General features: G+C 38.8%; 20 protein-coding genes and 1 pseudogene. 9 read left to right on the top strand and 12 right to left on the bottom strand.

The window, feature by feature from the left end; translation table 11 throughout:
* Positions 1 to 13 precede the first annotated feature (13 nt).
* Together tssJ and tagH are read right to left on the bottom strand one after the other, a co-directional pair.
* A complete protein-coding gene (tssJ, locus tag KK487_RS17595; protein ID WP_013462959.1) occupies positions 14 to 478 on the bottom strand; it encodes a type VI secretion system lipoprotein TssJ in 465 nt (154 codons plus the stop codon).
* 15 nt (positions 479 to 493) lie between these two features.
* On the bottom strand, positions 494 to 1,765 hold the full coding sequence (gene tagH, locus KK487_RS17590; protein ID WP_215522165.1) for a type VI secretion system-associated FHA domain protein TagH: 1,272 nt from the start codon (positions 1,763 to 1,765) through the stop codon (positions 494 to 496).
* Between the two features lie 393 nt (positions 1,766 to 2,158).
* Between tagH and KK487_RS17585 the strand changes: the two genes are divergently transcribed.
* A complete protein-coding gene (locus KK487_RS17585; RefSeq protein ID WP_058155785.1) occupies positions 2,159 to 4,132 on the top strand; it encodes a serine/threonine-protein kinase in 1,974 nt (657 codons plus the stop codon).
* Between the two features lie 176 nt (positions 4,133 to 4,308).
* Complete coding sequence (locus tag KK487_RS17580; RefSeq protein ID WP_215522164.1) at positions 4,309 to 4,653, top strand: PEGA domain-containing protein; 345 nt, start codon at positions 4,309 to 4,311, stop codon at positions 4,651 to 4,653.
* Positions 4,654 to 4,700: 47 nt separating this feature from the next.
* Here KK487_RS17580 and KK487_RS17575 read toward each other — a convergent pair.
* Positions 4,701 to 5,064: pseudogene (locus KK487_RS17575) on the bottom strand (DUF1294 domain-containing protein).
* A gap of 51 nt (positions 5,065 to 5,115) precedes the next feature.
* Here KK487_RS17575 and KK487_RS17570 point away from each other — a divergent pair.
* Positions 5,116 to 5,646 carry a hypothetical protein gene (locus KK487_RS17570; protein WP_215522163.1) on the top strand — a complete coding sequence of 177 codons (531 nt, stop codon included), beginning with the start codon at positions 5,116 to 5,118 and terminating at the stop codon, positions 5,644 to 5,646.
* A 104-nt stretch (positions 5,647 to 5,750) separates the two neighbouring features.
* Here the strand turns inward: KK487_RS17570 and KK487_RS17565 are convergent, their stop codons facing one another.
* Entirely contained in the window at positions 5,751 to 6,293 is a 543-nt protein-coding gene (locus KK487_RS17565) for a carboxymuconolactone decarboxylase family protein (RefSeq protein WP_215522162.1), read from the bottom strand.
* A 113-nt stretch (positions 6,294 to 6,406) separates the two neighbouring features.
* Between KK487_RS17565 and KK487_RS17560 the strand changes: the two genes are divergently transcribed.
* Complete coding sequence (locus tag KK487_RS17560; protein ID WP_013462952.1) at positions 6,407 to 6,994, top strand: TetR/AcrR family transcriptional regulator; 588 nt, start codon at positions 6,407 to 6,409, stop codon at positions 6,992 to 6,994.
* Between the two features lie 124 nt (positions 6,995 to 7,118).
* Here KK487_RS17560 and KK487_RS17555 read toward each other — a convergent pair whose 3' ends face one another.
* The 5 genes from KK487_RS17555 to KK487_RS17535 form a co-directional block, all read right to left on the bottom strand.
* Positions 7,119 to 9,236: a methyl-accepting chemotaxis protein gene (locus KK487_RS17555; RefSeq protein WP_215522161.1), complete on the bottom strand. Its 2,118-nt coding sequence runs from the start codon at positions 9,234 to 9,236 to the stop codon at positions 7,119 to 7,121.
* Between the two features lie 113 nt (positions 9,237 to 9,349).
* Positions 9,350 to 10,570: an organoarsenical effux MFS transporter ArsJ gene (gene arsJ / locus KK487_RS17550; RefSeq protein WP_090493424.1), complete on the bottom strand. Its 1,221-nt coding sequence runs from the start codon at positions 10,568 to 10,570 to the stop codon at positions 9,350 to 9,352.
* A gap of 15 nt (positions 10,571 to 10,585) precedes the next feature.
* Positions 10,586 to 11,599, bottom strand: a complete 1,014-nt coding sequence (locus KK487_RS17545; protein ID WP_013462949.1) for an ArsJ-associated glyceraldehyde-3-phosphate dehydrogenase — start codon at positions 11,597 to 11,599, stop codon at positions 10,586 to 10,588.
* Positions 11,600 to 11,615: 16 nt separating this feature from the next.
* Positions 11,616 to 11,972: a metalloregulator ArsR/SmtB family transcription factor gene (locus KK487_RS17540; RefSeq protein WP_013462948.1), complete on the bottom strand. Its 357-nt coding sequence runs from the start codon at positions 11,970 to 11,972 to the stop codon at positions 11,616 to 11,618.
* Between the two features lie 201 nt (positions 11,973 to 12,173).
* Positions 12,174 to 12,602 (bottom strand): organic hydroperoxide resistance protein, encoded by a 429-nt coding sequence (locus KK487_RS17535; RefSeq protein ID WP_013462947.1) that lies wholly within the window; start codon positions 12,600 to 12,602, stop codon positions 12,174 to 12,176.
* 129 nt (positions 12,603 to 12,731) lie between these two features.
* On the opposite strand from KK487_RS17535, the gene KK487_RS17530 reads away from it, so the two are divergent.
* From KK487_RS17530 to KK487_RS17510, 5 genes are all read left to right on the top strand, one after another.
* Positions 12,732 to 13,166 carry a MarR family winged helix-turn-helix transcriptional regulator gene (locus tag KK487_RS17530; protein WP_024602753.1) on the top strand — a complete coding sequence of 145 codons (435 nt, stop codon included), beginning with the start codon at positions 12,732 to 12,734 and terminating at the stop codon, positions 13,164 to 13,166.
* Between the two features lie 47 nt (positions 13,167 to 13,213).
* A complete protein-coding gene (locus KK487_RS17525) occupies positions 13,214 to 14,308 on the top strand; it encodes an L-dopachrome tautomerase-related protein (RefSeq protein ID WP_215522160.1) in 1,095 nt (364 codons plus the stop codon).
* Positions 14,309 to 14,737: 429 nt separating this feature from the next.
* The gene (gene astB, locus KK487_RS17520) at positions 14,738 to 16,084 is read left to right on the top strand and encodes an N-succinylarginine dihydrolase (RefSeq protein WP_028834248.1); all 1,347 of its coding nucleotides are present in this window, start codon (positions 14,738 to 14,740) and stop codon (positions 16,082 to 16,084) included.
* Between the two features lie 258 nt (positions 16,085 to 16,342).
* Positions 16,343 to 17,023, top strand: a complete 681-nt coding sequence (locus KK487_RS17515) for an SDR family oxidoreductase (RefSeq protein ID WP_013462942.1) — start codon at positions 16,343 to 16,345, stop codon at positions 17,021 to 17,023.
* A gap of 182 nt (positions 17,024 to 17,205) precedes the next feature.
* Entirely contained in the window at positions 17,206 to 19,293 is a 2,088-nt protein-coding gene (locus tag KK487_RS17510) for a bifunctional diguanylate cyclase/phosphodiesterase (protein ID WP_215522159.1), read from the top strand.
* Between the two features lie 26 nt (positions 19,294 to 19,319).
* Here the strand turns inward: KK487_RS17510 and KK487_RS17505 are convergent, their stop codons facing one another.
* The 3 genes from KK487_RS17505 to KK487_RS17495 all read right to left on the bottom strand — a co-directional run bounded on the left by KK487_RS17505 (position 19,320) and on the right by KK487_RS17495 (position 24,237).
* Positions 19,320 to 20,117, bottom strand: a complete 798-nt coding sequence (locus KK487_RS17505; RefSeq protein WP_215522158.1) for a response regulator transcription factor — start codon at positions 20,115 to 20,117, stop codon at positions 19,320 to 19,322.
* A 120-nt stretch (positions 20,118 to 20,237) separates the two neighbouring features.
* Positions 20,238 to 23,165, bottom strand: a complete 2,928-nt coding sequence (locus KK487_RS17500) for a TonB-dependent receptor (RefSeq protein ID WP_215522157.1) — start codon at positions 23,163 to 23,165, stop codon at positions 20,238 to 20,240.
* A 256-nt stretch (positions 23,166 to 23,421) separates the two neighbouring features.
* Positions 23,422 to 24,237: a TlpA disulfide reductase family protein gene (locus KK487_RS17495; protein WP_090493438.1), complete on the bottom strand. Its 816-nt coding sequence runs from the start codon at positions 24,235 to 24,237 to the stop codon at positions 23,422 to 23,424.
* Between the last annotated feature and the right edge of the window lie 131 nt (positions 24,238 to 24,368).

Here is a 24,368-nt window from a genome sequence, read left to right as displayed (position 1 = left end):
TAAAAATCCTTTTTTATTGCTCTCTCATGTATGTAGCAATCGCTTCTACATTTACATTGATGTCGTCATAACCGGTGGGGTCAACTTCAATAACCGCTCTCCACCTTGCTTGGTCTATATTTCTGTAAGCAACAACAACCCCAACATAACGAGTATTACGATTAAGGCTCATTTTATATTGCTGTACTGAATCAGGCTGAAGCTCTAACTCATCCTTTTTCAATAAATCAGGGCCTAATATCTTTTCTGGCGTATCGTATAAGCTAAAAAAATCCTGCGTGTCAAAAATTGTTCTTGAGCTCAACTCAAAAATTTTCATCACCACCGGAGAAGGACGTTCTGATGTATCAGGATTAACATTTTTAGATACATTGATGATCAGATCTGTAGAAGGAGGTACGATTTTATTCATCGTAGTACATCCCAGTACCAAAAATAGTAAACTAAAACTCATTAAATAGAGCTTAACTTTATGCATTATTTACTTTCCTTTCTAGAGCGTTTCTTTGATTCGATCGTTATATGCTTTTAAAAAATCATCAGACATAGCCATAGCGCCTTTCGCGTTAACTTCCTGAGAAATATCATCATATAAACTTTGATATAACTTCCAGCATTTAGACTCTATTTGGCCTGGAATAATTTTTAACACGTTAGAATTATCGTTTGCCTGTTGATTAATTTGCACGGGAGAAACTTGCGATAACATCCCTTTGAGCACGCCATCTGCACCAGCGAGCAGTGCTTGCTCGTGCTTGCGTGTATCTACAAAGCTTTCTTTAATAGATTCATTCGAAGACAGAAAGCTTGCACTATTTTTTATGAACAAGTTCTGAATAACATCATCAATATTGGCAGAAAACTTCAATGGGTTGTTCTGTTCGGTCTGAAACATTGTATGGTTCAGTCTTAATTTGTTCTTTACAATCGCGCGTTGGCGTAAAGATTCCATAAGCTCTGTCAGTAACAAACTTAAGCCCTGCCCCATCTCAAACCACAGCTTTTCATTATCTAGAGCACTTTTAAGCTCATCCTTAATCCCCAATCCGTTTAAAAAGGCATCACAAAACACTTTATCATTTTGAGCAAAGCTTTTTACAGGCGCTGTTTGTTTTACAGCTTGCTGCTCAGCATTATAACGTTTAGTCGGCGCACTTTCTTTTATTGGAGCTGGAGTGTCAACTGGCGCTGAAGAATTCACTTCGTCATTACCAAGATCAAACTCATCGGTATTCATAAGGCGAGTTAGCTCATCCCAATCTTCTGGAATATGATTATCCGCTGTTGCTTGTTGTGAAATTACAGATACCGCAGGCATAGACTCATTCATAATTGAATCATTGAATAACGGCGCAGACTCTGCAGTTTGACTACTATGTGAAGCAAATGTACTTACTTGTTGAGAACTGTTTGAAGTAATAAGATTACTAATATCTGCGTGTGGCTCATCAGCTAAACTAACATCAACCTGAAAATCACCAATAGTTAAGACATCACTATCTGACAAACGTTGTTTATTACCTTGGCCTAAAGGCGCCACTGCAAAATTAATAAACAAACCATTGGTTGAATTATCGTATATATAAAAAGAATCGCCTTCTTTTTCAATTCTACCGTGCTTACTTGAGATAATTTTTTCAGGATCGGGGAGATGCCAATCGCATCCCTCAGAACGGCCAAAAGTGAGTGAATCTTTTACCGTTTTGGTAGCTTCGATTTCAGGCGAAAGTCTGTGATAACTAGTGATGTTTAGTATCAGTTCCATTTGATAAGTCAGTCCCTATAGCATTATTGTGAACAGGATAAAGTAGAAGCGAAACTATTGTCAACATTGAAATTAACACAGGAAAATGTCGCATTGTAGATTTTGTCTCTAAAACAATACGCCCTATATACTCATCGACGGCGTTTGTTACTTTTAATTTTAATGCTTTTTAACTAGACCAAAAATAAACGCTTTAGAGACATCTTCTGGCTTTAAATCGACTTTTTCAATTCACTATAAAGCGAGTTCACCGGCAACAATATGCTATTCAGGCATTGCTATAATTGTATATTTTTGTAAAATACATGCTTATATCAGAGGGAAAATTGATAGGTAAGTAGAGATTATTTACCTTTGTAATTATTTAACTAAACACAATAAAAGGATTTTTTAATGAGCAATATTAATGATAACAACGATAAAACTCAGATTGCTTCTCTAGACTCCAGCACAAAAAAAACATCAAGCATCCATAAACAAAACCTCCTCGGCAAAAAGATATCCGATCGCTACCTAATTGAAGAGCTCATCGGGCAAGGTGGAATGTGTTACATATATCGTGCGCGAGATACCTTTTTAGAAAACAGCGGTCGCTCTGAAGCATCGGTCGCTATAAAAGTGCTCCAAGAAGAGTTTTCCAACTCTGAAGAAGCTATTTCATTATTGAAAGATGAAACAGCAAAAACACAACAACTTGCTCACCCTAGTATTGTAAAAGTTTACTCAGCAGACTCTGATGGCGATTTATATTATGTCACTATGGAGCTCATTGAGGGAGAAACTCTAGAACAAATTATTAAGCGAAATAAACCCTCAGGTTTAGCGTTTAAAAAAGCGAAAATTATTTTAGAACAATTAACTGACGCCCTTATATATGCCCACTCACGTGGCGTAATACATAATGATCTTAAGCCTTCGAATATTATTTTTGACTCTAATGGTAACCTCAAAGTGCTTGATTTTGGTATTGCTAAACACAAAAGTTTGGACGACCAATATGCTGTTAAAAACGAAAGTGAGTTTGCAACCATTGGTGGTTATACTCCAACGTATGCTAGCCCTGAGCAGCTAAAAGGCGGCGAAGCATCCATTAAAGATGATGTATTTTCATTTGCCTGTATTGCTTATGAGCTTCTAAGCAGTAAGCACCCATTTAACCGCATTGCTGCAGATAAAGTTCCTAAAAATACTACTGTAAAAAAACCAAGTAATTGCCCTCTCCTTTTATGGAAAAATTTACATAAAGCATTATCTTTAAGCGCCAGCCAAAGACTCGATTCACTAGAACAAATTTCAAAAACGCTAAAAGTGAACTTAAAACCCGCTATTTTTGCCAGTGTGGCTAGTGTGGCAATTATTGCCTTAATCACTCAAAATTATTTTTCAAGCTCAGATAATACCAAGCAATTACAGGCACAACTTGATAACGCCAAGGCAATCAACCAACAAGTGGAAGCATGGATGTCTTGGCAAGGCCCTACTATTTTAAACAAACTAGAACAAATTCCGCCACAGTATGAGGTGCTTAAACAAGGATTACTCAGATCAAATCAGCAAAGTATATTAGATAGCTTTAATGATGAAGCAAGCCAGTTTAATAATATTGCGGGCCGTAAATTTAAAGATTTTGATAAAATAATAGCGGTCTATTCTAATGCACTGAACTACTATCCCGATTCAGAAAAACTTTCGATGCAATTAGAAAGTGTATTGAGGGAGCGCCAATCAATTATTTTTGATATTACCGCGAGAATAGATTTATTACTCGAACAATCACGCTACAACGAAGACCAGCCCAATAGTATTGCTCATCTCGTTAAAGATCTAAAAGAAGTAGATAAAACTTACCGTTATCAACCAACAGATCTGCATCTTGATAACTTTACTGTTGCGTTAAACACAGCCATAGAAAGCGATGATGTCATCTCACAAAAAGTACTTTTAAATGTGGGTAAAATTGTATTTTCAAATAACAAAAAAGCAGAAGAGCTTCTTGCTAATTTAATGAAGCGTGAGTCTGCAATTAATGCACTAACCGCATACCAACAAAAGATTAATTTAGGCGAACAAGCCGAGTTTCCTCGTGCCGATGCGGTCGTTTTTTATGGTCCAAAGTTTCAACGCTTTTCTGCACAATTAGAAACTATTGAAGATCATAAAGCTTTAATGGAATTTGAAGAGTTTATTAAATCCGAATCGACAGCACTACCCAACGATTTTTCTCTTTTAGTATCACTGAGAAAAGAATTATCGAGACGTTACATTAGTACAGCGAACGATTTAATGAAAAAAAGAATGTATAAAGCAGCTGAACGTTTGGTTGAAAAAAGTGAGGCCATCACGCAATCGTTAGACAATATGCTTTAAACAACTCTTATTTATTGCTCAAAAATAACACAGATATAATTGAATATAGATTAGTTAGCTATTAGACTAACCCAAAATATACATAATAAAGTCAAGGACGACGAGTGTATTTTCATCATCATACACTCCGCCAAGATTTTAAAATATTTAGACTTTTTATAATTAATGGAGTACCTATGAAAAATTTAAGCTTATTAGCTGCAGCCGTTATACTTACGGGTTGTTCGACAACTTCTAGTGTAAATAAAACAGAGGAAGTAGTTATTGAGCCAACGTCTCAAGTTAGCGAAGAGAATGCGCCGATATCACTGACTGTTATTACTAACCCTGCAGACTCTAGAGTACGCATTATGAATATAGTGCCTGTATATCAAGACGCTATAGAACTAGATGCAGGTAAATATGATATTGAAGTAAGTAAGGCAGGCTATGTGACTTATAGAAAATGGGTAACGGTTGACAAAAAAACCATCTTAACTATTGAGCTAGATGAAAAACAGCTAAGCCAGTCTGCGCAATAAGCGAATTATCAATTTAAAATGCCTTTATTACGCTCAATAAAGGCATTTTAAATACGGTAATAGGCAAACCACGCATAACTAATTACACTAATATTAACTACAATACATACCCATAGCACTGCAATAAAAACTCGTTTTTGTGACTTATGCCGTAAACTTTGCTGCGCAATAAGTGCACCGGGCCACCCTCCAAATAAAGCCAATAGATGTAAGTGTCGTTCAGGTATACGACTCACCTTTTTATGGTTTGATTGTACCGCTTTTCGCTTATCCCATGCGTAATATATATGTAATACAGCTGATCAAAGAAACATATATGGGTAAGTACATTTCAACTTCATTATTTAAGTAAGCTAACCAAAATAAGGCTATAAACAAGCTGGAAAATATAATTAAGCTACTTTTTATCAAAAAATAATCGCCTATAATGAAGATAATTAAAAGAAACACCAAGGTTAAATTATGACATATTTAAAGGCTTCGATGCTGCTGTTTTCACTATGTATATTCAGTATTCAAGCAAATAATAAAACGGATTTACTAGAGCCTGAGCTTGTGGTATTCACTCCTTACTTAGGTACTTGGCAAGCTGATTTTCATATAGATAAAAACCCGCTTCCAACTCAAGATGTGACCAAATGGGAGCGCACCTTAAATGGTAAAGCCATTCGCACTACGCATTCTATAAATGAAGGTGAGTATGGGGGCGAATCAATGATTTTCTATGATCGCAAAAAACAGTCATTAGTATTTTATTATTTTACTACGGCTGGCTTTTATACCAAAGGAGTCATGAAAGTGTTGAGCCCAACACAATTTGTTGCTTATGAAGACGTCACTGGCAGCCAAGAGGGAATCACTAAAGTTAAATCAACTAGTGAATTCAAGGATGAGCAATTTGTTGTTTCCACCAGTTATTTAAAAAAAGGTGAATGGACTAAGCCGCAAATTCGCACCTACCATCGCAGCAATAAAGAAGTAAAGTTTAAATAAGTTTTACTTATTGCCTTGTAATACCTAAAAACGTATTAGTTCTTTAAAAAACAGTGTTCTAGCCATTAATAATTACGATTTTGAACTAGAACACTGATTTTAAGTTACTTTATAAATTTTCTAAACGCATTATCAACAGGCGTATCTGCAAGATGGTTGGTGTAATTACTCATCACCTTTTGCGCAAGACCCAACACAATTTCAAGAAGCTGTTGTTTTGTATACCCTGCTGCAAAAAACTTTTCCTGCTGTGACTGACTTAACACACCACGTTCTCGTGTCATTTCAAGCGTTGTCTCACGAAGTGTCTCAAGTTTAGGATCAGCAAGCGGGGTTTTATTGACTAATGCATCCACAATATTCTCATCAACCTTCATGGCAGCGGCTATACCACTGTGTGCTGGCACACAATAATGGCACTCGTGCTCAACATTAATTGATTGCCAAACAACCGTTAACTCTTGTGCATTAAACGATGTTTTTTGAAATAACTCATGCAGTACTTGATAACCCTTTAGCAATGTTGGTGCCTCAGCCATCACAGCATGAAGATTAGGCAACATTCCAAAAGCGGCGACAGAGTCTGTTAATAAAGGTTTTGCCTCTGCTGATGCATTTTCTTGCGTGTATAAGGTAAATTCAGCCATAGTTTGCTCCTATATAATAAATAGTATTAAGTCGTGTTGAGAAACATATTATTTGATTTTGAGCGGTCGCTCAAGTTAAAATTGAACAGTCGCTCAAATTAATAGAAACTATTATGGCCAATAAAATTAAATTTGAACGTGAACATGTTGTTCGCGTGGCAAGTCAGCTGTTCTGGGAGAAAGGTTTTCATGCTACTTCTACCCGCGATTTACAGGAAGCTATAAATATGCGCCCAGGAAGTATTTACTCTGCATTTGGCTCTAAAGAAGGGTTATACAGTGAATCTTTAAAAGACTACACCGTACAGATGAAAAGCCAAATTGAGGGCTTTATAGCAAACTCTGATTCGATTTTAGGTGGTTTGCGGGCATTTGTTGAAAATGTAATTATTAAAACCAAGGACTGCAGTCCAAGTGCTATTTGTATGTTAGTAAAAGCAAATACCGAATTTGCTGAAAAAGACACGGCTTTAAGTGAGTTAAGCGCAGGCTTACTGACTAAATTTGAATCTTATTTAACCACATTGTTTACCCGCGCTATTGAAAATGGTGAGCTAAGCGGTGATTTAACTGCAACTGCATACGCACAATTTTTCCAAGTGCAATTTACAGGATTACGAGGTTACTTTAATCGCCCTGCAGTCGAGCATTTGGCGATGCCGATGATCAACCAAATGTTTGTACTAATCAAAAAACTGTAATCCTATTGGGTGCTTGTCTTTGCGCTTAAATAAACTCTTTTTATATTCAGTTTGATTATTCAGCGTATAAAAAAGCGGCTAATCTGTATTAAATTAGCCGCTTATTTAACTCTAAATAAAAAATTTACGTTTTCAACTTATTCAGCTCAGCGTCTTGCTGTGCAACCAACTTATTGAGTTCTTGGCTGCTATCGCCTGCCTGAGCAGATAAATCGGAGAGCTGAGATGCCGCATCAGAAATAATAGTTAAATTACGATTTATTTCTTCAGTGACCAAACTTTGCTCTTCAGCTGCGGTTGCAATATGGGTGATTTGGTTAGTTATTTCATCCACTTTTACAACAACACTGTGCAGTGCATCAAAGGCAGTAGAAGTTTCATCAACTGCATTTTCAGCACGTACAACGCCTTTTTCGATGACAGTTGATGCATTTCCTACTTCTGATAACAAGCTATCAATTAGGCTGCTAATATCGTCGGTGGATGAGCGAGTTTTAGACGCTAAAGCCCTAACTTCATCCGCAACAACAGCAAAACCTCGACCATGTTCACCGGCACGTGCAGCCTCAATGGCGGCATTCAATGCCAGTAAATTTGTTTGCTCAGAAATAGTTCGGATCACATCCAAAATTTGCGTAATATCATTACTACGTGAGGCCACTTTTTCGACTGCTTGGTTGGCTTCTTTGATTTCCTCAGACATTGTTTTAACTTGAGTCATCGCAGAAGATAAACTCGACTCGCTGCTAACCACTAAGGTATTGATTTCATCAGCTTGTTGCGCAGATTGCTCAGAAGCTTTTGCCACTTCAAGTGCTGTCGCGCTCATTTCGTTCATTGCCGTCACCACACTTTCAATTTCTTTAAACTGTGCCTGAACATTATGCTTGGTTTCTACGGCAATATTTGAGGTAACTTCGCCTTGATGCTTGGTTTGATCCGAGACCGCTTTTAGCTCACTAATAAGTTCACGCAGTTTTGATAAAAACTTATTAAATCCTCCGGCCAAAGCTATAAGCTCAGCATGCGTATCCACATGTAGTGTTTGTGTTAAATCACCTTCAGAGCTGGCTAGGTTATCTACACGTTCTTGTATTTGTTTAAGTGGCGCCACAACACTGCCTACTACAAGTTTCATTACTATAAATGCCAATACCGCAATCACAGTCCCCGTGATCAAAATAATCACACCCAGCTCTTTTGCAGCCTCAGACATCCCAGCAGTTAATTGAATAGGTCCTTCAAAGGCAAGTTCAGCGGGTACTTCAATTAGCAGCATCCATTTCACATCAGCAAGCTTAATTTCAATCGGGTAAGACACCATTATTTCAGCGCCTTGTTTGTTTATTCCTTTGGTGCCTTTTAGAGCTTTATAACTCTCATAACTTTTAGCGCTAACAGCTTCTTTTAAAGGGCGACCTAGTTTTTCTTTGTAGTGGCTCGTACCGACAATTAAACCCAAATGACTAAGTAACGTTACTTTTGCTTTACCATCATAAAGCGCTTTTGAAAGCTCTTCTGTCAATTTTTGAAATACAGGTAGTGTAATATCTGCGCCTGTTACCCCTACAAACTGGCCTGATTTAATGATAGGCACCACTAAAGAGGTCATCATTTCAGAATAACCCGGTGTTATTTCATAGAGGTAGGGTTCCATAATGCAGGGTTTTAATTTGTCTTTTGCACATAAGTACCATTCGGCTTCACGTAAACCGAATTCATTAATTTTATCAACATATTTTTCTGAGGCATCTTCTACTACTTGTTGTTCAACAACGCCGTTCGAATTTCTCGTTAGATAAACCTCTAGTGTGCCAGCTCCAGCAACTGAATGATCGTACCCTTGGGTAAAATCACTATCTTTGCCATCAAAGCCATTTTTTTCAAACTGTGAGTAAATACTAGAAATAACATCATTGCTTTCTAGTATTGAGCGATTTAGTAGAGCGACAGATTCTCTGTTTATGGATGTTTTATCGGCGTCTTCTAAAATACTGCCAAGAGAGTATGGGATCCGATAAGCTTCATTGATAAATGCCGCAATTTTCTCACCGTATGCTGCTGCATTTGCGGTTAAGCGACCATCTACTTCACTGACAATTAATGTTTCTGCCTCTGAAGAGGTTTGTGCATTACTTGATGATAATTTAGACCACAATATTCCTGAAAATAGTACAACCGTTAAAAGTATACTTCCAACACTTATCCACAATAACTTTTTTGCTAACGCTATTTCCCGCATTAAAATTACCTTACCTTACATATGTATTTTTTAGTTTAGACCAATTAAAAGAACATACTATAAAATATTTCAGAAATACCGTTTAGTGACTTATTTTAGTATTTAGTGTTCGGCTAACTTTGTTTAGTTAACCGTTGAGTGATTAAACAAACGAGCAAAAGTAAGCTAGCGCTTACCCACAAACAGGCCTGCAGCCCATATACTTTATACATAAAACCAGAAAGTACTGTCCCGACCAGTCTTCCTGCAGCGTTAGCCATGTAATAAAAACCTACATCCAAAGAAACACCATCACTTTTAGCAAGGCTGACAATCAAATAACTGTGTAATGATGAGTTAATAGCAAATGCAGCACCAAAAATAAATAACCCAACAATTAGCGTAGTGTTTACAGCTATATTAAACTGCATCAAACAAGCTAATAACAAGGTGACACACGCCAATACTCCCCCCCAGTAAAACGCTTTCTTTATCGCATCATTACTGACAAGTGACTTACCCGTAATTTTTGGTGCTTGAGATTGCACTACCCCATAAGCAATCACCCATAGTGCCATAAAACCACTAACCCACCAGTGTGGCCAATTAAATTGCGAGGCTAAATAAACAGGCAGTGCAACAACAAACCATACATCACGAGCAGCAAATAAACAAAACCGAGCGGCACTAAGTAAATTAATTGCCCTAGACTTAGAAAATAACGCTTTAAATTTTGGTTTATTTTTAGCTTTGCCTATATCACCCTCTAAATACACTAAGCTAATGATCCAAGCGATAGTTAAAAGCATAATTAAAGCAACTAACGCTCCAACAAATCCTAGTAAAGTAAGTAATAGCCCCCCTAAAAAGAAGCCAACTCCTTTTAATGCATTTTTAGAGCCCGTTAATATAGCAATCCATTTGTATAATTGGCTTTGCTGATTATCACCTTCGGGAACTAAATATTTAATCGCACTTTTAGCGCTCATTTTATTGAGATCTTTGGCAACCCCACTTAATGCTTGCGCTAACATTACATAACTTACCGATAACCAATCGCTTGGTGCACACAACATAGCTAAGGCCACAACTTGCAACCCTAATCCTATGTTCATGGTTTTATTTAAACCTAAATGCGCACCTAACCAACCGCCAATTAAGTTAGTAATAACCCCAAATAACTCATAAAACACAAACAGCATGGCAATCGCGAGCGCGCCATACCCTAACTGATGAAAATACAGCACCACCAGCATGCGAAGTGCGCCATCTGTTAGCGTAAAAGCCCAGTAATTACCCGTAATAATGCCATACTGTTTTAAAGCCGATGGTAAATTGGCGATTTGTGAAAACATCTTCAATACTCTGAACTAGTTTACTAAATCACTTTGTCCTACTTTGAGCATCAGCTCAGCAGTCCGGTTGGCATAACCCCATTCATTGTCATACCAAGCATAGAGTTTAAGTTGAGTGTGGTTTATAACCATTGTCGAAAGCGCATCTATAATTGTGCTACGAGGGTCTGTTTTGTAATCAATAGATACCAATGGCTTTTCTTCATAGCCTAAAATGCCTTTTAGCTCGTTGTTAGCAGCTTGCTTAAACCATCCATTCACTTCTTGTTCGGTTACACCACGCTCTAGTTCAAACACGCAATCAGTAATTGATGCATTGGTTAGGGGGACTCGAACTGCATGGCCGTTTAATTTTCCTTTGAGCTCAGGGAATATCTGCGTAATAGCCGTTGCACTGCCGGTAGTGGTAGGAATTAAACTTGTTCCGCATGAGCGCGCGCGACGTAAATCTTTATGAGGTGCATCTATAATGGTTTGGGTGTTGGTAATGTCATGAATCGTTGTTATGGATCCATGCTTAATCCCTACTTTTTCTTGCAATACTTTTACCACAGGCGCTAAACAATTTGTTGTGCATGAAGCCGCGGTAACAATTTTATGTAACTGCGGATTATAAAGATGATCGTTCACCCCTATTACCACATTCAAAACACTCTCTTCTTTAACTGGGGCAGTAACAACCACACGCTTTACACCTTGCGCTAAATAAGCGTTGAGTAATTCTGTTGTTTTCATTTTACCGCTGGCTTCAATCACCACATCACATTGTGACCAGTCAGTCTCTGCAATCGATTTATTATTCGTTACTTTAACCGTATGCTTTGCTACAGAAAAACTATTATCATCGGCTTGCACCTCATATTTTAGGCGCCCGTGAACCGAGTCAAATTCTAATAAATGGGCATGTGTTTTCGCATCAGCAGCCACATCATTAACATGTACAAATTCAACCTCAGGCCAATCAATTGCCGCTCGTAAGGTTAAACGTCCGATTCGTCCAAAACCATTTATGCCTACTTTAATCGTCATTATAAAATTCCTTTAGTTAGTCACAGCATTTTAAAATTCGCTCAGGACGCTTGCCCATCACATTTAAACGCTGTAATTGATGCTCATAAAATGTAGGGGTGGCATGTAATGTTTTTGTAATTACATCTTTCGCCCAATCAGGTAGTGATTTATTTAAGCTATAGAACACCCATTGATTTTGCTTACGATCAGCAAGCAAACCGCATTGACGTAATACAGCTAAATGCCGTGAAATTTTAGGCTGGCTTACATCAAGTGCCGCCACTAATTCACATACACATAACTCATCTTCATGCGCAATAAGCAGTATTGTCTTTAAGCGGGTGTCGTCAGCGATACATTTAAAAAAATGCAGAGGATTTAGTTGATTCATACAGTGTAGTCTTGTTTTGCATACAACAACAATATATGAAAAGAAAGACATATGGAATAGTGAATATATGAAATTTCATATATTCAGGTAAAGTTATCTATTTTCCGCGTCAACTCAAGTTTGGCTTTTAGAGGTGTGCCCAATAAAAAACACGCAATGATCACTCATGGCGTGTTTTTATAAACAATATAAAGAGGTTAATTAAATAACCGACAGCTCTACTTCAATATTGCCACGAGTTGCATTTGAATATGGACATACTTGATGTGCTTTCTCTACCAAGGCTTGTGCCGCTGCTTTGTCCATATCACCTAGTGATACAGCCAATTTTACAGCAATACCAAAACCGGCATCAATCGCACCAATAGACACTTCAGAGTTAATGTAAGTATCACTTGGTAACGCAATTTTTTCGCTACCCGCTACAAACTTAAGTGCACCAATAAAACAGGCAGCATAACCTGCTGCAAATAATTGCTCTGGATTAGTGCCTTGTCCATCGTCACCACCTAACCCTTTAGGTGTTGATAAGTTAACATTTAAACGACCATCATCCGATTTAGCAACGCCTTCACGTCCGCCTGTTGCCGTTGCTTTTGCTGTATAAGCTACATTTTGTAATACATTCATAGTGAACTCCTAAGATTAAAATTTCTAAGTTAATTACTTTGCATGCAAAATAATAGATCAACTAAATTCCGATTGCAAATACTTTGCATACAAACTAAAATACTCTGTATTGAAATGAAGGATAAAGCGATGTCGTTTGAACAGTTAAAATTAAAGAATCAGTTATGCCATCGTTTATATATGGCGTCCAACAGCATAGCCCGTGCCTATCGAGAACCTCTAGCTGAGCTTAACCTTACCTATCCTCAGTATGTTGTTATGATGGCGCTGTGGGAACAAGATGAAGTAACTATCGCTGAGCTAATAGATAAAACCGCAATTGATGGTGGCGCGCTTACTCAAATATTAAAAAAAATGACCGACAAGTCATTACTTAACGTTATAAAAGACGAACACGATAAGCGTAAGCGTTTGGTGCAACTGACTCACACGGGTCACTCTTTAAAACTTGAAGCTGCCGACATCCCAAAAAGGATTTTTTGCAAATTTGACAGTATCGACACAACCCAAGCACAACAATTAATGCAGTTACTCGACTTAGTGGTCAATGATCTGACCGACTAAAAACCCAGCTTTACCCAGCTATAACTTAACAAACAAGGCGTTAATTAATGACTCATTTAAAAAAACGACTTATTGCTATTACTTACAGCATTACATTACTGGTAAGTAATGGAGCACTTGCCAATAATAGTGAATTAACCACTGTTGCGACATTTGATGCACAACACCCGCCTGGCAACATAGCCATTACGCCATCTGGCCGTAAGTTTTTATCTATACATGGTTTTTATGGGCAAAATCAAAAAATCATGGAGCTATTAAGTGATGGCACCACTAAACCCTACCCTAATGAGCAATGGGCTTACGCATACAACAAGGGTAAAGGCTTTTACGGGGTACTCGGTGTTAATGTATCAAGCGACGGCATACTGTGGATGCTTGATACCTCAGGGCCTGATCATGCGGGGAGATTAGTTGGTTGGGATACCAACCAAGAGCAACTGCATAAAATTATTTACCTAGCCAAACCAACAATTACCGATACCTCGTTTTTAAACGATTTAGTTATCGATAATAAACACGGCGTTATTTACATTGCCGATACAGCACAAGGCAGTCAGGCTGCGATTATTATAGTAAACCTAAAAACCGGTGAAGCGCGAAGAGTATTACAAGATAGCCAATACACCACCGCCGAAAATATTGATATGGTTATTAATGGCCGAACAATGCGCCTGGGCGGACAACCTGCGCGTTTAGGTGTTAACCCAATTACGCTTGATCCTAACGAAGACTGGCTTTACTTTGGGTCAATGTCGGGGACTTCGGTTTATCGTATTGCCACCAGCGCAATTAACAACGAGCAGCTTTCAGCAAAAGCGCTAGAAGCTAAAGTAATGCGCTACGGCACTAAACCCATTTCCGACGGCATTACGGTGGATGGGGGCGGTAACGTCTATGTGACCGATATAATCAATGGTGCAATTGGCGTCGTAAAACCAAATGGCGACTATGAAGTGTTATTTAAAGATGATCGCCTAAGCTGGCCAGATGGCTTTAGTTATGGTGCAGATCATAAAATATATTTTACAGTAAACGATTTGCACAACTCGCCGGTGTTAAGCAATGATAAAACTCAAAACCCTAATAAGTTTAAAGTGATGTCGTTTACGCCCCTTGTAAAAGGTAAAGTAGGTCGTTAATAACTTAACGCAATTACCCTAGCCCTGTCATGTAATGCAGGGCTTTATAACATCACACCAAAAAAGTGCATATTTTATAATTACTCCCCCAATTTGGTGCCTCAACCAAACTAGGTATTAAAGAAATAATAGTAAATATCTGATTTATATTCATAAAATATTCAATAAACAATTGGCATACTTCTTCCTTATATTTAATTGTCATTAGTTACACCAAGGAAAAAAATTATGTCTAATTTATACAACACTCTTTATTTTTTATGGCGCTTAGATATCACAGTGTGGCAAGTTAATGAGCCAACAAATACGCATACCACCAGTGAGAAAGAGCGTATCTACTCGCGTTAAAAACTATTTTTGAACAGACTTTGCAAGCTAAGTCATAGCGTTGTATTGTAAAAGACTATTTAATTGGTTAGTGGAACGTGTATGCATGCTTTAGAAGTTAATTTTGACGGCTTAGTCGGCCCTACTCACAACTACGCAGGTTTGTCGTATGGCAATGTTGCCTCGTTAAATAACGCGGCGAGCTTTTCAAATCCGCAAGAAGCAGTATTGCAGGGCTTGGCTAAAATGAAAGCCATGCACGATAAAGGCTTAACCCAAGGGGTATTTGCGCCTCATGCTCGCCCAGATTTAAATGTATTGCGGCGTTTAGGGTTTACTGGCAACGATGCACAAGTCATTAATAAAGCCTTTAAAGCCGATCCTATTTTATTGCGCGCTTGTTACTCTGCCTCAGCCATGTGGACCGCTAATGCAGCCACCGTATCGCCTTCACCTGATACTAACGACGGCAAAGTACACTTCACTGCGGCTAATCTAAATAATAAATTTCATCGCTCTTTAGAGCCAAACACCACTACACGTTTGCTCAAAGCGATGTTTAATAACGAACAATACTTTGCACACCATTCACATTTGCCTGAGCAAGGTTTTTTTGGTGATGAAGGCGCAGCAAACCATACTCGCCTGTGCGACAGCCATGGTGAAACCGGGCTAGAATTATTTGTATTTGGTGCAAGTGCCTTTAACAGTCAGCTTGTTAAACCCGTTAAGTTCCCTGCAAGGCAAACCTTGGAAGCGTCTGAAGCCATTTGTCGATTGCACAATATAAAAGATACCAGCCAAATACTATTACAACAAAACCCTGATGTGATTGACCAAGGGGTGTTCCATAATGATGTAATCGCGGTGGGTAACGCCAATGTTTTATTATGCCATCAGCAGGCGTTTTTAAATCAAACGCAAGCATTAGACGATATCCGCGAAGCTTATGTAGGTAACAAACAGCTTTATATTATTGAAGTGCCAACCAGCAAAGTGAGTATTCAAGATGCCGTTAGTAGCTATTTATTTAATAGCCAACTGGTTAGCCTTAGTGACGATAAAATGTTGCTCGTTGCCCCACAAGAATGCCAGCGTAATCCTGCTGTAAAAGCGTATATTGAAGAAATGATTATTGACGATAACCCCATAAATCAAGTGCAGTTTTTTGATTTACGCCAAAGCATGCAAAATGGCGGCGGACCTGCTTGTTTGCGTTTACGTGTGGCGCTTAATAGCCAAGAATTAGCAGCGGTAAATCCTGAGGTTATTTTAGATGAGCAAAAGTACACCCAATTATGTGATTGGGCTACGCGCCATTACCGCGATAAACTCGGTGCTAACGATTTTGCCGATCCAGCGTTATTAACCGAAAGTTATCAAGCGCTTGATGAGTTAACCCAGTTACTTAGCCTAGGATCGGTATACCCATTTCAACTAGAAGCTTAATTGCTTTCGGCTACTAGGGTTTGAAACATACGTTCAAACCCTTATCGCTAATCTCTCTAAATTCAATTAAGGTTAAGTTTATATAATTATACTTATAGCTTAACTATTCAAATAAATATGATTCTATCTATTAGGGTAATGAATTACTCCTGATAGCATGCTTAAACGACATTACTGTCACTCAATTAACCCTAACTAACTCATTTAATTGAGTCTATACACTCAAGCTTGGCAGAATTCCAAAAAAGGAGACAAACCATGGCAACACAGAAAGTAATTTTAATTACCGGCGCATCGAGCGGCATTGGCGAGGCAACCGCTAAAACATTAGTTAATAATGGCCACAAAGTGATCTTAACCGCGCGCAGCGAAGATAAACTCAATAAACTAGTTGACGAGTTAGGCCATGAAAATGCATTTAGCGTTTCAGCCGATGCCACTGAATTTAATGAACTTGAGAATGTAGTGAGTAAAGGCGTTGAAAAATTTGGGCGATTAGACGCAGCATTCGCTAACGCCGGCATGGGTGTGTCATCACCTGGTACAGAGAATGGCGATCCTAAAGAGTGGTCAGCCATGGTTGACCTTAATATTAAAGCACTACTGTGGACCGCCAAACTCACTTTGCCTCATTTACGTGAAAACCAAGGGCATTTTATTTTAACCAGCTCTGCAGCAGGGCGAAGACCCATTGATGGCTCTATTTATGGTGCCACTAAATGGTTTGCCCATGGCTTTGGTCAAAACCTTGCGGAAGAAATGAAACCTTGGCATGGCCGATGTACAACCATAGCCCCAGGCATGGTGAATACACCATTTTTTGATGAAGCAAAACCAGATAAGCTCGACCCTCAAGACGTGGCCGATGCCGTTTTGTTTGCCATTGAAGCTAATCAGCGTAATAGCGTACGCGAAATCTATTTAATGCCCACCAACTAATAATAAAATATAAAGGCCAATGTTTATTGGCCTTTGCTATAAAAGTGCTTACCTGTGCTTTATTCAAATCACTATCTACTCAATCAATAAAAAATCACTTATTGAAACGCCGCTTACCATGCTAAATCACAACTTTATGTCTATTATATAAAGAAAGTAATTCAATAACTGGAACCCATTTAATGGCTCCCAATAAAACTAATAATATGCCAGCTCATCAATATGTTACTAATGACCCGTTGCATCAACTTTTTGATGCTGTCGATTCTATTTCAGTACAAGGTTACGATGAGCAACGACGTGTTATTTATTGGAATAAAGGCAGCGAATTACTTTATGGGTATACACACCAAGAAGCCATTGGCAAAAAACTCGAAGATTTAATTATACCCGCGCCAATGCGAGAGCCCGTTATTAAAGCGCATAGTAATTGGATTAAGTATGATATTGAAATTCCCGCATCAGAACTCATACTCAGCCATAAAAATGGCAATGATGTAGCCGTATTTTCAAGCCATGTTATGTTTACCAATCAGTACAATACCAAACAAATGTACTGTATTGATATTGATCTGTCTGAGGTTCACAAAGCACAAGCAGAAGCCGTATTTAATGCCACCATGCTCAAAACTTTATTTGAGGCAATTCCTGATTTATTTTTTGTACTAGAGCAAAATGGCACTATTACTGACTACCATGCAAATAATGAAAACGATTTATATATTTCACCTAACCAGTTTATTGGTAAAAAAATGGTGGATGTATTACCTGAAAAAGTAGCGCAAAAGTTTCAGGTTCATATAGAAAAAACGATAACACAAGACAGTATGGTCAGTTTTGAATACGAATTAAGCATGCCTGAAGGCGTAATTTATTACGAAGCGAGATTGCGTTTACTGCCCAAAAAAAACCAAATTATGGTGATTATTCGTGATATTAGCGAACCACACCGCTCCGCTGAACTAATTCGCCATCAGGCCCACTTTGATAGTTTAACCGATTTACCTAATCGCTTTTTATCCCTAGACCGCTTATCACAAATATTACTGGAAGTACAAAAGAGCCACGAAAAAGCCGCGGTGTTCTTTTTAGATCTTGATGACTTTAAAAAAGTGAATGACTCTTTAGGCCATGAAGTGGGCGATGAACTATTAATTGCGGCAGCAGCAAGATTACAGCAAACACTTAAAAAAAGTGACACAATAGGCCGATTGGGCGGCGATGAGTTTATTGTTTTAATATCCAATTTAAATGATGAAAACGATGCTTTAGCGATTGCTGAGCGGTTACTTCAAGCATTTAGGAAACCCTTTAAACTTGTAGGTAGAGACTTAATACTGACATTAAGTATTGGGATTGCTATTTCCCCTAAGGATGGCACCTGCGCCTCGGTGTTGTTACGAAATGCCGACACCGCTATGTACCAAGCAAAAACCATGGGGCGAAACACGTCCTCTTTTTTCACCCCACAAATGAACGTCGCCATGCGCCGCCGCTTTGAAATAGAAGAGCAAATGCATGGTGCACTGGAGCGTAATGAATTTGAGCTTTATTACCAACCACAAATAGATGTAAAAACAAACACCATCGTTGGCGCTGAAGCCTTGCTTCGTTGGCATAATATAGTGTTAGGGGAAATAACCCCAGATGAGTTTATCCCAATTGCAGAGCAAACCGGCTTAATTACGCCTATTGGTGTATTTGTTCTTCAACAAGCCTTACGCTTTTTAAATGAATGGCAATCAATTAACAAGCAAAACTATACCATGGCGATTAATTTATCACCGCGCCAATTCAGAGACCCTGAACTGGTCAATATAATTAAACACACTCTGCATAAAAATAGTATTAATAATGAATGTTTAGAGCTGGAAATTACCGAAGGGGTGCTGATGAATAGCCAAGCGTCAATTCATGATGCCTTATTGCAAATTGATGAGCTGGGCATAAAACTGTCAATGGACGACTTTGGCACAGGGTATTCATCATTAAGTTACTTACGAGAATACCCTTTTGATGTGCTAAAAATTGACCGCAGCTTTATTACTGGCATAACAGATAACAAGGCAGACTGTAATTTAGTGAAAGCGGCCATAGCTATGTCACACAGCCTAGAAATAAAAGTAGTGGCTGAGGGGGTAGAAACCAAAGAGCAGCTAGATTTACTCAACGAGCTAAACTGCGATATTGCTCAAGGATTTTATTTAAGTAAGCCCTTGCCGGCCGCCAAGCTGCTCAATTTTTCATTGCGTTACTTAAAAGCACTTTAGTTAAAAAGTGCTTTTATAGTTATGTCTTAGCTCATGATTTTAAAGAGTAAATCGCGCACAGTAGCGGGCTCAAACGGTTTGTCACATATTGCGTCCACACCCGCTTGAGCAATATTAGCTAAATGGGTATCGTTAGCTTCTGAGCTCACCATCAAGATTGGAATATGCGAGTACGCATTCGATTGCCTTACCGATTCAGTTAATTCTTTACCATCCATTTCTGGCATATTGTAGTCAGTAACAATTAAATCAAATGATTGGCTGTTTAACATTTCAATTGCTTGTTTACCGTCTTCGGCCTCTACCGGTGCTGGAATTCCCATCCCCGCTAGCACTCTTATTATGTGTTTTCGTGCAAAACGGCTGTCATCAACTACAAGCACTCTAAGAAGCGTCACATCAAAGTGCTCTAGTTCCACTTCTTGCTCGCTAATAATATCTAAAGTAGCTTTAAGCGCTCGGGTTATTTCGTCGGCACTAAACGGTTTAGGTAAAATCGCTAATACCCCCGATTGCCTAAGTTGCTCTAAATGGCGCTTATTACGCTCGCTCGATACCAACATAAATGCCTGTTGCTCGGTATCGCTATTACTGCGTATTGCCTGTAATAAAGAATCAGCTGTGCCATCACTTAAGTACATGCTGCTAATGACTAAATCAGGGTGATAATTTGATAAAGCAGCCAGCGCGTTTTCTTGAGTGCTGGCCGTTTCAATTTGTGTAACACCGCACTGAGCCAGTGATTTTTTTATTAGCTTTTGTTGAACTTCAGAAGGCTCAACTAATAAAATAGATAAGTTGGCTATTGCCGTTAAATCACTCATTTCAATCCTGTTAATATTAATTCTATAATTTTTATAACGCTCATTATAAAGTAATAACTTACAAGAAAAAGCTAAAACAGCAACAAAACAGCTTGTTTACCCAAACTCAACACACTCAGCTTAAAAACGGTAGTTTATGCCCGCATAATAACGTCTGCCCGAATAGCTTGAGTTTAATAACCGAGACTCAGTGTCATTACCTAGGCGCTTTACCGACTCAGATTTAGTTAAATTAATAACTGCAGCGGTCAAACTCAAATCCTCTAATAAATTAATCGAAGCATTTACATCAACTTGCTCATATGGGTCTTGGTATACATTTAAGCCGCTATTTAAACCCAACACAGTTTCACCGCGTTTATTATAAGAAGCTCGAATATTAAAGGCATCTCCCTCATAATATATCGAGGTATTGTATTGATACTTAGCACTGCCTATTAGTGGCGATTTACCAAACTCTTTACCATCCACTTCTACATCGGCTTTATTGGTTTTGTTATAAGTGTAGTTTGCATAAAAACCAAAACCACTATCAAAGGCATGCTGTATAAATACTTCCGCCCCTTTAGATACGGCATCAGTGCCATTACCTACTGTGCTATATGGCGATATAGTAATATTTCCTGCCTCAACAACGCCCTCTTTACCAGCAAAATCTTGTTGTACATCAATGACTAAGGGTACAACAAAATTATCAACAGTTTTATGAAACAGCGCTAAACCAATGGCAGAGCCTTCGCTGTAGTAATATTCAATAGATAAATCAGCTTGCACCGACTCAAATGGCTTTAAGTTTTTATTACCGCCACTGCCACTAAAACCCGGAATTTCATTAAACTCAGCTCTATCGTCTGCCCACTCATCTGAGACAAACGTAATGCGTTGTTGTGCGCCTAAATCGGCATAATCAGGGCGAGACATCACTTTAGCAACCGCGCCTCGCACCACTACATCATCACTTATATCCCATGCAATATTAAAGCTAGGAAGAATTTGAGTATCGGTACTCTCTTGAGTAATAAGTTGATAGTCTTCAACAAATCGATCATCTCCCGTTACCGGCTCGCCGCTGTCATCATCAGTATGATCTAATAAATAAGTATATAGGTCGGTTGATGATGTCATGGTTTTAGTGCGCACCACACGCACCCCTAAATTACCTCGCACGCTATTAAACTCAAAGTCACCTTGCAGATAAAACGCCGCTATTTGCTCTTCAATATCATAAATAAAGTTATCTTCTTTGCGTGTATACGGCACATAATGACTGGTCACAATGTCACGATATTTTTGCCAATCAATACCGGGCATTTGGTTTATATTAAAACCACCAGCAATGTTACCTTCGTTAATAAACACATCTTGTGCTAGTGGCATACCGTTATTCCACTGATAACTGTCAAAACGTGTGATCCCCCCCTCGCTGGCTTCTCCTGCAGCAATATCAAAATTAGGATCTAAAAAGAAGGTATTACCGGTTTCGCGATGCAGTGTAGCTTCTCGGTACTTTACGCCGGTTTTAATTGTTCTTAAAATGCCCCAATCGGTATAAATATCAAAGTCAGCTTGGTAGTAATCTTCTTCGAGTTCACTGCGTACAAAACTTGAATTTGACGAGCCCGGATCGCGACCGCCTCCCACGCCATTAAGTAGGTTTGCTAGCGTATTAGGGTCTATATTTAAACTAATATCGTTTTCATTAATTTGCCAACCCGCTGTTTGCGATGCATTTTCTATACGGCTTTCATTTTCACCGGCGTTTGAACTTTTATACGCCGCTTCCCAACTCTCCTTTGGCCCGCCTTCAGAGCGCGTATTGCCCGCCACAAAACGGGCTTTAAAATAATCGCCTTCATAGGTTAAATTAAAATCGAAGGTGTCTGAGGTCGACTCTTCACGCACATAACGGCCTCGCATCCACGGCAATTGCATATCATTCTCTGCGCCACTCGCAGCTGCATCAAATTGCATCCCATTGATAATAGTGTCCGACTCATCCAAACTTACATCGGTTAAAAAGTCAGGATTTAAAGACCATTCAGGTATATCAATCACCGACTCTGTTCTATTTTTATCAAGTGAAAATCCAAAATAGTTAAAGCCAATTTCAACACGGCTGGTTGGGCGCCACTGCGTGCTAAATTGCACCCCTTCTCGCTCACGTAATTCGTTTACAATTGAGCCACGAACCACTTGAGGAAACCAAACATCGTTATAATTATTACCCTGAGCATCACTTATTGAGTCCCACTGATTATTGTTTTCAACCAGCTCGCCATTGGTATCTACCGGGTTATCACCGGCAAAGCGCCATACGTTTGCATCTGTGCCTCCTGAGAGAGTTCGGTTAGTGCGTTTTTGTGAGGTATAACCAAACAACATGCCAAAGGTATCAGCCTCGTTCTTCCAAGAATAAAGCGCGGTTAACTGCGGCTCAGATTCTTCAGTCACATCGGCATAGGTGCTTTCAATGTTAATTACCCCAGAGTTTGCCTCCATACTCAGCGGTTTACGACTATGCATTAATACCGTGCCGCCTACGCCCCCCTCATCTAAACGCGCTTCTGGCGATTTATACACTTCCACGCTTTCAATCATGGCTGAGGGCAGTAATGCATAATCAAATGAGCGAGACGGCTCACCTGGTGATGACGCAATAAAATTACCATTTAGCTGAGAAAAGGTTAGCTCAGATGATAACCCCCTAATACTTACCGATGAGCCTTCGCCTCCGTCACGGTCAATCACCACGCCAGGTACGCGTTGTAATGAATCAGCGACATTTTTATCAGGGAACTTACCAATATCTTCTGCTGTTATGGCATCAACCACAGAGCTCGATAAACGCTTTATATCTAAATTAGCCGCCATACTGGAACGAATACCACGCACCTCAATGACTTCCATATCTTTGCTTTTTAATGTTTTATCTTCTGCTTCATCAGCATATGCATGATTGATAACAGATAGAATAGACACGCATAGCGTTGATTTAATAAAAAGTGGAAGAGAGTGATGTGCAGCGTGGGTTATCCGATGAGCGGTCATAGTTTTAACAGTTCCATTTAAAATACAGTTAATACTTAAAGATGAGCGTACCGGCTAAAGCTGATACGAAAAAAGTAGCTGTATTTTACACAACCAAACTTAATAGTTTGTTAATGTAAACTGATAAGTAACTGAATAAACTATCAAAAAATAGTCAATTCAAATAAAGGTAGGAAGTTAAGCAGCAAAATTGCTATTTAGCTGCTTATTAAAAGAGCATAAAAAAGGAATGACGCGATTAAACAGCAATACACCGTTATTTTTTATCACTAATAGCCTGAATATAATAGCCTAAACTCGCATGAGAAAGTTCTCCCATATGACTGGTAACTAACTCACCTTGGCTATTATAAAATAAAGTTGTTGGTAAGCCCGCAGCACCTGATTCGCGACTCACATTACTACTTTGGTCAAAAAACACATGATTTAGGTCGAGTTGCTGTTCATCAAGGAACGCTTTTACCGTGTGTAAGTCTTCGCCTTGATTGACAAACGCCACTGTAATGTTTGGATTATTTTTTTGAGCCGCTTGCAGTACCGGCATTTCTTTTCGACACGGCGGACACCAAGACGCCCAAAAGTTAATCACCACCGGCTTACCTTTGAAGTTTTGTAAGTTAACTTGCTGCCCTTGAATATTATGCACAACAGACTGCGGTAACTGCACACCCGTTTGGTAAATAGACAGCGCAAAATTAGGAATAATCATTGAACAAAAACCAACAAACCCAGCAATAGCGTAGTGTTTCATTACCGCTTTTTTACCACGTGCATAAAACGCTAAAACCACTATACCGCTGAGCCAACCATAATAACCAATAAAGCCGCCATCGCTAATATTAAAAAGCTGCCACCAGTTACCTTGATAAGCATCCCACATAGTAAACACAAACGCTAACCGCGAGACTAAAAAGCCCACCACAATTGCTTTAAAAACCGTATCTAAAATCGCTTTTTGTAATGGATGTTGGCGTGTTAATAAATAGGTAAGCCCCCAAAAAATGCCTAACCCTAAAAAAATGATCAACTGTGAAATGGAAATAACCAAAGGCCCAAGAGAAATACTTAACATTGCTGTCGTCTACTTATAATGTATTTTAGTACTTAAAATAACCGGTACATAGTGTGAATTAAAGGCTAACAATAACATAGCCTAAGCTGTACTGATTATTAATAACGCATAATAGGTTATGTATACCAGCA

The organism is Pseudoalteromonas sp. SiA1, assembly GCF_018732205.1.
Taxonomy (GTDB): Bacteria; Pseudomonadota; Gammaproteobacteria; order Enterobacterales; family Alteromonadaceae; genus Pseudoalteromonas; species Pseudoalteromonas tetraodonis.
This window is presented reverse-complemented; position numbering and strand designations above follow the sequence as displayed.